Origin of the sequence: Phenylobacterium deserti (assembly GCF_003254705.1) — a bacterium.
Taxonomy (GTDB): domain Bacteria; phylum Pseudomonadota; class Alphaproteobacteria; order Caulobacterales; family Caulobacteraceae; genus Phenylobacterium; species Phenylobacterium deserti.
Map to the genome: position 1 here is coordinate 532,838 of NZ_QFYR01000001.1, position 12,465 is coordinate 545,302.

The following is a 12,465-nucleotide window of genomic DNA, read 5'->3' on the forward strand; positions in this document are numbered from 1 at the left end:
CGTTATGGCCGGTGGCGCCGCCAAGCTAAGGCGCCGCTTGCGCTTAGCAAGCCCCTCCGACATCGGACATCTCTATGAGAAGGGGGCCCGGCCCCCTCGCCGCTTTCAGAGGTCGGAGAGCGCCTTGGCTGCGCCAATTAGCGCCGCCTGCTTATGAGTGATGATCCAGGTGGGGATCGCCGCCAGATACGGCTGGAACCGACCCTTGGCCTCGAAGCGTTCGCGGAAGCGGCTGGCGGCGAGCTGATCGGCGACGCCCGGCGCGATGCCGCCCCCGAGGTAAACGCCGCCACGGGCGCCGAGCGCCAGGGCCAGGTCGCCGGCCACGCTGCCGAACACCGCACAGAACTGCTCCACCGTGCGGGCGCAGGCCTCATCGCCTGCCGCTGCGCCTTGGGCGATCGCCTCGGGCGCGAGCTCCGTAGCGGTCTCACCATGGATCTCGGCCATCACGGTGTGCAGGCAAGCCAATCCCGGACCCGACAGGATGCGCTCCACCGAAACGCGGCCATAGAGCTCCATCAGGCGCTTGAGGATCTCGATCTCCAGCGCATCGACGGGCGCAAAGGCGACGTGGCCCCCTTCGGTCGCCATGACCGCCTGACCGAATGGATCGCGAGCCAGCGCAGAAACGCCAAACCCGGTGCCGGCGCCCAGGACGGCGACGGTCTGCTCGGCCATGCCGGCCGCGGGACCGCCCACGTGGCGCAGACCCGCCTCGCCGCAGTCCGCCGCGCCCATGGCGAGGGCCTGGTAGTCGTTGATGATGCGTGCGGCCCGGAAGCCGACCGCCCGCAGGTCCGCTTCGGAGAAGCGCCAGACGAAGTTCGTCATGTGGATCGCGCCGTTGGTCACGGGCCCCGCGACCGCGGTCACGCAGGCGCCCGGCGCTTCGGCCACGCCCAGATCCTTCAGGTAGGCGGCGATGGCGTCCGTGACGCTGGCGTAGTCCCGGCATAGGAGATTGCGGTAGCCGCCGAGCGCGATCGTCCCATCCGCGCTGATCTCCGCCAGCGCGAAGCGCGCGTTGGTGCCGCCGATGTCGCCGACCAGCCCGAAACTGCTCGCCCTGCGCTCGCGCGCTGCACCCGCGCCATCGACGCGATCGTTCAATCCCAGGATTTCCGCCTCAGTCACGCCAGCGTCTCCCATCCCTGTCGATCATTTCGGAGGCGTTCTGCGGCCCCCATGTTCCAGCGGCGTAGGAATCAGGCGCAGAGCCCGGCTCCCAGCCTTGTGTGATGCCGTCCACCCACCGCCAGGCGGCCTGGATCTCGTCACGACGCACGAACAGCGTCGGATCGCCCTTGATCAGGTCCAGAAGCAGGCGTTCGTAGGCGATCCGTCGCCGACCACCGGACGCGCTCGCCAGTCGCAGGGGAAGTCCGTGCACTTGCATGCCGTCGCGAGCCAGACCAGGCGCCTTGTGCATCAGCCGCAAGGAGATCTCTTCGGAAGGCTGCAGGGAGATCACCAGCTGGTTCGGCTCGAGCTCGCCGCTGAAGAGGGCGTGCGGCACGGGCCGGAACTGGACCACGATCTCCGTCCGCCGCTCGGGCAGGCGCTTGCCGGTCCGCAGGTAGAAGGGCACGCCCGACCAGCGCCAGTTGTCGATGCGAGCGGTCAGGGCGACGTATGTTTCGGTGCCCGAGGGCGAGCCGCGCTCGTCCGCGTACGCCGGCGCATTTGCGCCATCGAGCGCCCCTGACACGTACTGCCCACGCGCCGCCTCTTGGGGCTCCAGCGGCCGCAGCGAACGCAGCACCTTCACCTTCTGGTCGCGAACCGCTTCAGGGGTGAACTCGGCGGGCGGCTCCATAGCGATCAGGCAGAGCAGTTGCAGGATGTGGTTTTGAACCATGTCCCGCAGGGCGCCGTAGCGATCATAATAGGGCCAACGCTCGCCGACGCCTTCGGTCTCGGCCACCGTGATCTGCACGTGGTCGATGCTGAGGCGGTTCCACAGCGGCTCGAACAGGGCGTTGCCGAAGCGCAGCGCCAGAAGGTTCTGCACCGTGTCCTTGCCCAAGTAGTGATCGACCCGGAAGACCTGGCGCTCGGCATACACCGCGCCGACCGCCTCGTTGATCGCCTCGCAGCTGGCGAGATCGCGGCCGAGCGGCTTCTCGAGAGCGAGGCGCGAGTCGCGCCCTGCCAAGCCGGCCGCCTCCAGCGCCATGCAGATCGAGCCATAAAGATCGGGAGAGACGGCGAGGTAGACCACCGGCCGCTCGCCCGCGGCGGGACGCAGCCGGGCTAGCGCCTCGCCTGACGTGGCGTCGGTCGCAATGTAGCTCAGCCGGGCAAGGAACCGCCGCCAGATCTCCTCATCCGGTTTCCCGCCCAGCGCCCGCTCCACGCCGGCTTGCACCCGCTGACGGAAGCTGCCCTCCGCATCCGGATCGCGTCCGATCGCCAGAATAGGCAGCGCGTCCGGCAACAGGCCGTCCGCCTCGAGCAGATAGAGCGAGGGAAGCAGCATGCGCATGGACAGGTCGCCACCGCCGCCGACCAGGATCAGCGACGACGCGGTTCGGCTCCCGTCCCAGCCAGCGCCTTGCGATCCAGCATGCATTTTGACAGCGTTGTCATAGCCCGCCGCCCCGCGCAACCCTCCTCAGGCGCTAGCGGATCACTGTGGCCTGCGCGCTACGCAGACGAGAAGCCGGATTTTGGCAGAACTCCGAGATGCTTGCATTTGCCGCTAACCGATCTAAGCTCCCTTGACACCGGTGTCACGAAGACACGCTCGACTATGACACCGGTGGCATAATCACGACCGCCTCAGGCGGCGAAACGCACCGGGACACACCGGTGGACATGGGAGGAATTTGGATGACGCACGGCGGCGATCGCCTGCGCCGGCTGCAAAGCGGCGCGTCTACAGCGGCTCTGGCGATGGTTCTGGCTCTTTCGGCCGGATCAGCCCTCGCGCAGGAAGCTCAACCCACCGCGCCGGGCGGCGCTCCGGCCGGCACGCGGCTGCCCGACGGCGCCCAGCAGACCACCTCGCCGGTGGCCGACGGGCCCCAGCCAGGCGGCACGACGCCGAGCGATGCAGGCACAGTGTCCGAAGTGGTGGTCACCGGCTTCCGCGCGGCGATTGAAAGCGCCATCGCGGTCAAGCGCGCCGAGGCCGGCGTCGTCGACGCCATCAAGGCCGAGGACATCGCCAAATTCCCGGACAACAACCTAGCTGAATCGCTGCAGCGGATCCCTGGCGTCGCCATCACCCGCGCCGGCGGCGAAGGCCGCAACATCACGGTGCGCGGCCTGGGCCCCGGCTCCACTCGCGTGCGCATCAACGGCATGGAAGCCCTCGCCTCCACCGGCGGCTCCGACGCTGACGGCGGCGCCAACCGTGCGCGCCAGTTCGACTTCAACGTCTTCGCTTCCGAGCTCTTCAACAGCCTGGCTGTCCGCAAGACTCCGTCGGCCAGCGTCGAGGAAGGCTCGCTCGGGGCGACAGTCGACCTGCAGACCTCGCGCGCCTTCGACTTCCGCCAGGACCAGTCGCTCGTGCTGTCCGCTCAGGCCGGGTACAACGACCTTTCGAAGAGCTGGGACCCGCGCTTCGCCGTGCTGGCCAGCAAGAAGTTCCTCGACGACACCGTCGGCGTCCTCGTCTCGGTCGCCCATTCCAAGCGCAACGTCCGCGAAGAAGGCTGGGACACCGTTCGTTGGGGCGAAGGCACCAGCAACGGCGGCTGGTGCAGCCCGCTAGGCTTCGACACCAACGCCGCTACGGCCGGCCAGCAGTTTAACCCAGGCGCCAACGCCGCTGTCGGCGCCACCGCCGCCAACTGCGCAGCAGGCGAGCCGCGCCTGCCTGGCACGCCCGAGAACATCGCCACTTACCAGCGCGCCTCCGACCCGGGCAGCTGGCACCCGCGGATCCCGCGGTATCTGCGCTTCGACTACGAGACGGAGCGCCTGGGGATCACCGGCTCGCTGCAGTGGAAGCCCACGTCGCGCACCCTGATCAACTTCGATTATCTGTACGCGGACTATAAGTCCGACCGGCGCGAAAGCTTCCTGGAAGGCATCTCCTTCAGCCGTGGCGCCGCCTCTCCGGAATTCGGCAAGCCGTACATGATCCCGCGTGTCTTCGAGACCGACGCGAACGGCACCCTCACCTACGGCGTGTTCGACAACGTCGACATCCGCGTGGAGGCCCGGGAAGACGAACTGCGAACGATCTTCACGCAGTATACGCTCAGCGGCACCCATGAGCTGACGGACAACATCAAGATCAGCGGCCTGATCGGCACCTCCAAGTCCAGCTTCAAGAACCCAATCCAGACCACGATCACCCTGGACCGTGCGAACCAAGACAACTGGGTTTTCGACGCCCGCGACAACCCGAAGATGCCCTCGATCGGCTGGGGCTTCGACGTCAATGACCCGAACGCCTTCACCTTCACCAACGCGAACACCACCGGCACGGTGCGCCCGAGCGAGATCCGCCTCCGTCCGCAGTTCGTGCAGAACAGCTTCGATCAGGTGGTCGGCGACATCGAATGGCGCATCAACGACACCTTCACCCTGCGCACCGGCGCCGTCTGGAAGAAGTACGTCAACGATGGCCAGGAATATCGTCGCCAGACGGAGTTCGCGGTTCCCGCCCTACCTGCCGGCGCCAGCATCACCAGCATCACCGAGCAGCTCACCGGGTTCGGCAAAGGCTTGGATGCGGACTTGCCCGACGGCTGGGTGGTCCCGAACTTCGACGCCATCGCCAGCGCGCTGAACATCTACAGCAACCAGGGCACGTTCGCCCTGTTCGGGATCGAAAACACCAACGCCCGCGGCAACTTCCGGACCATCACCGAGGAGTCCCGCGCAGGGTACGTGCAGCTCGACTTCGACACCGACGTCCTGCCCTGGCGGATCCGGGGCGACGTGGGCGTACGCTATGTGGACACCGACACCACAGCCGAGGGCTACACCTTCGCGGCTGGCGCTCCGCTGCAGCTGACTGTCGAGAACTCGTACGACAACTGGCTCCCGGCCGCGAACGTGGTCGTGGAAGTCACTCCGGACATCCTCATCCGCGGCGCCGCCGCCAAGGTGATGGTGCGTCCAGGCTTGGGCGCCCTCAATCCCGGCGGCACGGTCAACACCACCGGCAACCTGTCGGTCTCCACCGGCAACCCGCGTCTGATGCCGCAGGAGGCCAACACCTACGACCTGTCTTTCGAGTGGTACCCGACGCGCAACTCGCTGATCGCCCTGGGCCTGTTCCGTAAGGAGATCACTCAGGACTTCAGCAGCGTGCGCCTGACCGGCCCGTTCAGCTCCTTCGGCCTTGATCCCGCTCTGCTCGCCGGCTCCGGCCGGACGCCGAGCGACGAGACCAGCTTCTCGACGACGATCAACGCGCCGGGCGGCGAGCCTTACGAGGGCGCCGAGCTCAACATCCAGATGCCCTTCACCTTCCTGCGCGACAACTTCGGCATGCCGGAATGGACGGGCAACTTCGGCGGCCTGTTCAACTACACCTACGTGACCGGCACCCAGATCTCGTGCGGCGCCACGCCGGTGAACGGGGTCTGCTCGATCCCGCTGGAGAGCCGCCGCCAGAACGTCTCGAAGGGCTCCTACAACGTCACCCTGTTCTACGAGGACGAGAAGCTCAGCGCTCGGGTGTCCGGCTCCTATCGCGGCGACTACCTGACGGCGATCCCATCGGCCAACCAGGGCAATCTGACCAGCACCCGGCGGCAGGATTACCAAGACGCCGATTGGGTGCCCGCGACCTTCATGGTCGACGCCTCCCTGTCCTATCAGCTCACCGAGAAGCTCAAGGTCAGCCTTGAAGGCATCAACCTCACCGACGAAGAGGCGATGCAATACAACGACACCGTGGCCGAGCGGGTCTGGAATAACCGCCACTTCGGCCGGCAGTACTATGTGGGCCTGCGCTACACCTTCTAGGCGCCGACAATCAGAAGGCCGGGCGGCCACCGCCCGGCCTTTTCCTTTCTCGCGTACCCTTGCCGGAGTTCCGACATGTCGACCCGCCGAGATGTCCTGTTTGGTGCAACCGCCGGAGCCGCCCTGGCTCTCGCCGCGCCTGCCCTTGCGCAACCTCGCACTCGCAACGCTGACGCCTGGCGCGAAGCGGAGGCCATCGTCGCCCGCGTCAAGCCGCCGACCTTTCCCGATCGCGACTTCTTCCTGGAGGACTTCGGCGGCGACCCGCAGGCCGTCGCCGACTCCAGCCAGGCCTTCGCCAAGGCGATCGCCGCCTGCAACGCCGCCGGGGGCGGCCGCGTGGTGGTGCGCCCAGGCGAGTGGCTGACCGGTCCGATCCACCTGAAGAGCAACGTCAACCTTCACCTTCAGAAGGGCGCGACGGTTCGCTTCAAGACCGATCCCAAGGCCTACCTTCCGCTGGTGTTCACCCGGTGGGAGGGCATCGAGCTGATGAACTACTCGCCCTTCGTGTACGCCTTCGAGCAGGAGAACATCGCGCTCACCGGGGAAGGCGTCCTGGACGGCCAGTGCAGCCGCGAGCACTGGTGGACCTGGAAAGGGCCCTGGAAGCAGAACCAGCACGGCTGGACCGAGGGCATGCCCAACCAGCGCCCGTCGCGGGCGAAGCTCTTTCAGATGGCCGAGGAGCGCGTGCCGGTCGAGCAGCGGATCTTCGGCGAAGGCCACTACCTGCGGCCGCCGTTCATCCAACCCTACCGGTGCAAGAACGTATTGCTGGAGGGCGTCTCACTGCGCCGCTCGCCCTTCTGGCAGGTGCACCCGGTGCTCTGCCAGAACGTCACCATCCGCCGGCTGGACATCAACAGCCATGGCCCGAACAACGACGGCTGCGATCCGGAGTCCTGCCGCGACGTGCTCATCGAGGACTGCTTCTTCTCGACGGGCGACGACTGCATCGCGCTCAACAGCGGCCGCAACGAGGACGGCCGCCGGCTGGCGACCCCGTGCGAAAACGTGGTCATCCGCAACTGCCGCATGGCCGATGGCCACGGCGGCTTGACCATCGGCAGCCAGATCAGCGGGGGCGTGCGCAATGTCTTCGCCGAGAACTGCCGCCTCGACAGCCCGGATCTCGATCACGCCATTCGGTTCAAGAACAACGCCCTGCGCGGCGGGACCTTGGAGCACGTGCGCATCCGCAACATCGAAGTCGGCCAGGTGCGCAAGGCCGTCGTGACGGTCGACTTCAACTATGAGGAAGGCGCCAACGGCCGATTCCGGCCCGTGCTGCGGGACGTCGTCGTGGAGAACGTCCGCAGCGGAAAGAGCACTCGCGCCGTGGATCTCCAGGGGCTGCCTAAGGGCGAGGTCAGCGACATCACCCTCCTCGACTGCGACTTCCGCGGCGTCGCCGAGTCCTCAATCATCAAGCACGTCACCGGACTGAAGCTGCAGAACGTGCAGGTCAACGGTCGCCCCGTGAACAGTCTGGCGAGCGTCTGACATGCTGCGCAGAACCCTTCTGACCGCGGCCATGGGCGCCGCCCTGCTGACCGGGCCGGCTCTGGCCCAACCGACCGGATCCACCCCTCAGGAGTGGGCCGACATCGAACGAATGGCGCGCGAGATTGCTGAGCCGCGCTTTCCAAACCGCGCCTTCTCTCCGACGGCCTTCGGCGGCAAAGCCGATGGCAAGACTGACGCCCTGCCCGCCATCCGCGCCGCCATCGACGCCGCCTCCAAGGCAGGCGGCGGGCGGGTAGAGCTCTCACCCGGCGTCTGGTTCGTCAAAGGGCCCGTGGTCCTGAAGAGCCGTATCGACCTTCACCTGGCGAAGGGCGCCACCCTGCTCTTCTCTCCGGTGGCCGACCACTACCTGCCGGCGGTGAAGACCCGCTGGGAAGGCACCGAGGTCCTCACCTATTCGCCCTTGATCTACGCTCCCGACGTTGAGGACGTGGCCATCACCGGCGAAGGCGTGATCGACGGCAACGCCGCCAGCGAGTTCCATGCCTGGCACAAGCTCGCCGAGCCTGACTTCCAGCGCCTGCGCCGCATGGGCTTTCAGGGCGTGCCGCTGGCGCAGCGGACCTTCGGCAAGGGCACGCACCTGCGCCCACCCCTGATCCAGGTGTTCGGCGGTCAGCGGATCAAGCTGGAAGGCTTCACCGCGAAGAACTCTCCCTTCTGGGTCAACCACATCGTCTATGCCGACCAGGTGATCGTCCGGAAGATCCGGGTCGACAGTCACTTCCCCAACAACGATGGCGTGGACGTGGAGTCCTCCACCCGCGTGGTGGTGGAAGACAGCTGGTTCCGCACCGGCGACGACTCGGTGGTCATCAAATCCGGACGCGACCTCGACGGTCGCACCATCGGCAAGCCGTCCGCCTACGTCCTGGTCCGCCGCAACGACATGGGCGGCGAGGACGGCATCGCGCTCGGCAGCGAAATGAGCGGCGGCATCCACGACGTCTTCTTCACCGACAACGTCCTGCGCAAAGGTCTGTCCGCAATCCGCTTCAAGGCCAACCTCGACCGAGGCGGAACCGTGCAGCGCATCCGGGTGCGCAACTTCAAGGTCGAGGACTTCGGGACGCTGTTCTGGTTCCAGCTCAACTACCCGGGCGAGCTCGGCGGGAACTTCCCCTCGACCTACCGCGACATCGTCTTCGAGAACTTCGAGGTGGGCGAAGTCGGGACCTTCTTTGACGCCCACGCTCCGGCTCAGGCGCCGCTGCGCGACGTCCTGCTGAAGAACGTCACTTTGAAAAGCGCCAAGAAGACCTTCGTTCTCGAGAACGTCGAACGGCTAAAGCTCGACAACGTCACGGTCGCAGGCCAGCCGTTGGACCTGCCGCGCTAGAGGGCGCGCACCGCGTCTTCGATTTCAAAGAACGGCGCCGGGCCTGTCTGCAGCACCGCACGGTGGAAGGCCGGCCAGCGGCTCCGATCCGCCGGCCGCATGCGGATCAGCCCCAGCGCGCCGAGCCCTTGCGCCGCATAGCCGCCGGGCGACCGGATCATCCGCTCCACGTCCTGCTCCATGGTGATGAAGGCGATCGACTGCCCCTGGATCTCCCGCATCCGCGCGACGGCCGCCTCGCGGGTCCAGCCGTGGGCGTTCAGCCCGGTGTCGATCACGATCCGGCCAACCCGGAACAGCATCCACTGCAGGAACCCGATCTCCGCGAGCGGATCGGCGCGATACGCGCCCAGATCCGCCGCCAGCTGTTCGGCGTAGGTCGCCCAGGCCTCGCCGAAAACCGAGGCGTAGCGTTGACCTCCCAGCCCCGCGCGCTGGGTCGCCATCTGCAGCAGGTGGCCCGGATTCGTTTCGTGGAAGGCGACGCTGGGCAGGGTCCAAGCCGGCCGGGTGCGGATGGCCTTCAGGTCCACATAGTAGGCCGGCGGCTCGCGATAGCCGGCGCGGCCCCGCGCCTCGTCCGCGGCGCTCATCCGCCGAACCTCGCCAGCGGGCATGGGCAGCTCGCCAAACGCCTGCACAAGACGCGGGCGCAGCGCCTCCAGCCGCTTGTTCATGTCCGCCACGGCGCGATCCCGTCCGGCGCTGTCGTCGGGGTAGAGATGTTGAGGCCTCGCCGCCAACGCGCGCAGTCGCTCGGCGACCGAGCCGCGCCGCAGGCCCTGCGCCTGCAGCAGGCGGTCGGCGCGGGCGTGGAGTTGCGCCATCACCGCCAGGGCTTCCTTGTGCGCCACGCGGGGTTCGACTGGCGCGCCCAATGCGTCCGACAGCTGGTCGGCATAGGCGCCGCCCTGGGCCCCGGCGGCGAGCGGCGCGGCTGTCGCAGCGAGGATCAGGTGGCGGCGGGTCAGCATGGTCTGGCGGCCCCTGCGACGCGGGTGCTACCGCTTGAGAAGTGAGTGGGAGGACGTTGATGAGTGACGTGGATCGCCGGGTGCTGATGGGGCTGGCCGCCCTGGCCGCCGCCGCGCCGGGCCTTGCTGGAGCCGAGACCGTGCCGCCCGATCCCACCGAGACCATCACGCTCTGGCCTAGCCGTCCACCGGGCGCGCGCGGCGAGCGCAAGGGCGCCCGGGTCACCGACCGGCAGGCGACCTCCGGCTTCCAGGACCGCTACTGGGACCAGATCTTCGAGCCGGCGCTGGTGGTTTTCCGTGCTCAGAAGCCGAACGGCGCGGCCATGCTGATCTGCCCCGGCGGCGGCTACGCCCGCATCGTGCTCGACAAGGAAGGCTTCGAAACCGCCCGCCGGCTGAACGCGGCGGGGATCACCTGCTTCGTGCTGCGCTATCGCCTTCCTGCGGAGGGCTGGGACAACGCCGCCGACGCGCCGTTGCAGGACGCCCAGCGCGCCATTCGGCTGATCCGCGAGCGCGCCGCGCAGTTCGGGCTCGATCCCGCCCGGGTGGGCGTCATGGGCTTCTCCGCCGGCGGTCATGTGGCGGGCTCGCTGGCGACCCGTCATGGCGCGCAGGTCTATGCGCCGGTGGACGCCGCGGACCGACAGGACGCCCGCCCCTCGCTCGCGGCCCTCATCTACCCAGTCGTCGACCTGACGGGCCCGATGGCCCACGGCGGCTCGCGGGACAATCTCCTGGGCAAGGCCCCGGCGCCGGAAGCGGCCCTTCTCCGCTCGCCCCAGAAGCAGGTCAGCGCCGCCACGCCGCCGACCTTTTTGGTCCATGCGGTCGACGACGCCACTGTGCCGGTGGAGAACACCCTGGCCATGCTCACCGCGCTCAAGGCCGCGAAAATCCCCACCGAGGCGCACATCTTCGAGGAAGGCGGCCACGGCTTCGGGCTGCGGCTGATCCAGGGCAAGCCGGCCGCCGCCTGGCCGGACCTGTTCCTCGCCTGGGCTGGCCGCCACGGCCTGCTCGCCTGATCAGCGACCCTGATCGAGGTAGTCGATCAGGGAGGTCATGTTCTGAATGTAGGTTCCCGTGGAGATGCCGATCACCGGCGTCTTCGTGGGGTAGGGCGAGGTGTCGGTGCGATCGCCCACATGGGCGGTCGCATAGTCGCCGTCCGGCTTCGCAAGCGGCTTCGCCCCCGTGTACGGATTGCTGGTGGAGACCAGCGGCGTCGGCCAATAGCCCTGGGCGTTCAGCGACTGCACCATCGCCGCGACCTTGTCGGCCGGCGGCGCGTTTCCGGCGTCCTTCTGCGCGTGGACGTTCAGGTCCGAGGTTTCCAAGTCGCGCGTCGCGAAGAAGCGCGGTAGCGGCACGGCGTTCCGCGCGATCAGCGGCGAGTCCGCCGCTACCTTGGCCGGGTCGCTCGCCTTCAGCCGCTCGTAACGGCGGCGCATGCCGGCCACGTCGATCTTCCGGAAGGCCCCGTAGTGGCCGAGCGTCTTCTCCGGATTGTAGTCCACGTAGTACGCGCCGTTTTCCACGTTCGACCCGCGGCGATGGACATACAGCGGCCGGTCCGTGCCGATCTCGATAAAGGTCGGGTGCGTGCGCCCGTCCGCCGTCGGCTTGGCCAGGCGGACCTTCTCCAGCCAGTCCAGCGCTTCCGGAACCCGGGCCAGGAACTTGGTGTCGCCCGTCAGCTCGTAGAAGCTCATCAGCTGAGCGATGTTGCCCGCGGTGGTGTGCGTGGCCAGCGCCCACGGCTCGTAAGTGCGCGCCGCCGCCGGCTTCAGGTCCGTCGTGTATTGAAGCGCCCAGCCCGGCTGCGGCTGGCCCTGCTGGGTGACGATGAAGCTCGTCATCGCCCGGTTGATCGCGTCCAGCACCCGGGTCTCGCCCAGCGCCTGGTAGGCCATGATCAGGAACTTGATGTTCTCGCCGGCCACGTCGTCGTTGAAGGTGATGTGACCGGTGTAGTCGCCCGTGAACGCCGGCTTGACGGGATAGCGCTGCGGCCAGCCGCCGATCGGGTACTGGCTCTCCAGCACGAAGTTCAGCGCCTTCTCCAGCGCCGGGCGGTACTTCGGATCACGCTTCTCGACGTAGAGCCGCAGCAGCAGCTGCATGGCTTCGGACGTACCGGCGTCGTCGAAGGTGGCGTTGCCCCAGTAGTGCTGGAATTCCTCCATACGCCAGGCGTTGTGGCCATAGGTGGCGTACCAGTCCTTCAGCGAAGCCTCGCCGCCGAAATCGATCAGGTAGTTCCAGCCCCCGCTCGGGTCCTGCCCCCAGATCAGGGCGTCGGCGGCCTGCTCGGCGGCGCGGTAGTAATACTCGTCCCCCGTGGCGTGATAGGCGTCCAGGAACGTATGCCCCATGGTGGCCGTGCCTGGCGGCTGCACCCAGATCATTGTCGGCTTGGCTTCGAGTTCGCCCCAACGGCGCGAGAAGTCCGGCAGGTAGGACCAGACGTACCCGCCCTTGTAGGCGACGGTCTCCACCATGAACTCGGTGGCCCGCTTCATGGTCTGGGCGACCTCCGCACGGCTGGGCGCCTGCGCCGACGCATTCCCACTGAACATCAGCGCAAGGGCGCCGATCAACGCCGCTCCAGCCTTCAGAGCCATCCGTTCCTCCTGGTTCTTTTCCCTTTTGATAGCGCGTATGCCACCGGTGTCATAG

The 12,465-nt window shown here is 67.5% G+C and carries 8 protein-coding genes; 4 read left to right on the top strand and 4 right to left on the bottom strand.

From position 1 onward, the window contains the following. Positions 1 to 105: 105 nt before the first annotated feature. Entirely contained in the window at positions 106 to 1,137 is a 1,032-nt protein-coding gene (glk, locus tag DJ018_RS02655; RefSeq protein WP_240609434.1) for a glucokinase, read from the bottom strand. Then, a complete protein-coding gene (gene zwf, locus DJ018_RS02660; RefSeq protein WP_111514640.1) occupies positions 1,130 to 2,575 on the bottom strand; it encodes a glucose-6-phosphate dehydrogenase in 1,446 nt (481 codons plus the stop codon). The genes glk and zwf overlap by 8 nt, the downstream gene beginning before the upstream one ends. Positions 2,576 to 2,835: 260 nt before the next feature. Here zwf and DJ018_RS02665 point away from each other — a divergent pair, with 260 nt between their 5' ends. The 3 genes from DJ018_RS02665 to DJ018_RS02675 all read left to right on the top strand — a co-directional run bounded on the left by DJ018_RS02665 (position 2,836) and on the right by DJ018_RS02675 (position 8,806). After that, entirely contained in the window at positions 2,836 to 5,937 is a 3,102-nt protein-coding gene (locus DJ018_RS02665; RefSeq protein WP_165842777.1) for a TonB-dependent receptor, read from the top strand. Positions 5,938 to 6,012: 75 nt separating this feature from the next. Continuing rightward, positions 6,013 to 7,443 (top strand): glycoside hydrolase family 28 protein, encoded by a 1,431-nt coding sequence (locus DJ018_RS02670; RefSeq protein WP_111513333.1) that lies wholly within the window; start codon positions 6,013 to 6,015, stop codon positions 7,441 to 7,443. A 1-nt stretch (position 7,444) separates the two neighbouring features. Next, the gene (locus tag DJ018_RS02675; protein ID WP_111513335.1) at positions 7,445 to 8,806 is read left to right on the top strand and encodes a glycoside hydrolase family 28 protein; all 1,362 of its coding nucleotides are present in this window, start codon (positions 7,445 to 7,447) and stop codon (positions 8,804 to 8,806) included. On the opposite strand, the gene DJ018_RS02680 is transcribed toward DJ018_RS02675, so the two are convergent. After that, complete coding sequence (locus tag DJ018_RS02680) at positions 8,803 to 9,780, bottom strand: DUF885 family protein (protein ID WP_111513337.1); 978 nt, start codon at positions 9,778 to 9,780, stop codon at positions 8,803 to 8,805. The genes DJ018_RS02675 and DJ018_RS02680 overlap by 4 nt on opposite strands. Before the next feature lie 59 nt (positions 9,781 to 9,839). Between DJ018_RS02680 and DJ018_RS02685 the strand changes: the two genes are divergently transcribed. Further along, positions 9,840 to 10,811 carry an alpha/beta hydrolase gene (locus tag DJ018_RS02685; protein ID WP_111513338.1) on the top strand — a complete coding sequence of 324 codons (972 nt, stop codon included), beginning with the start codon at positions 9,840 to 9,842 and terminating at the stop codon, positions 10,809 to 10,811. Here DJ018_RS02685 and DJ018_RS02690 read toward each other — a convergent pair whose 3' ends face one another. Further along, the gene (locus DJ018_RS02690) at positions 10,812 to 12,410 is read right to left on the bottom strand and encodes a pectate lyase (RefSeq protein ID WP_420849489.1); all 1,599 of its coding nucleotides are present in this window, start codon (positions 12,408 to 12,410) and stop codon (positions 10,812 to 10,814) included. It abuts the gene before it with no gap. Positions 12,411 to 12,465 lie beyond the last annotated feature (55 nt).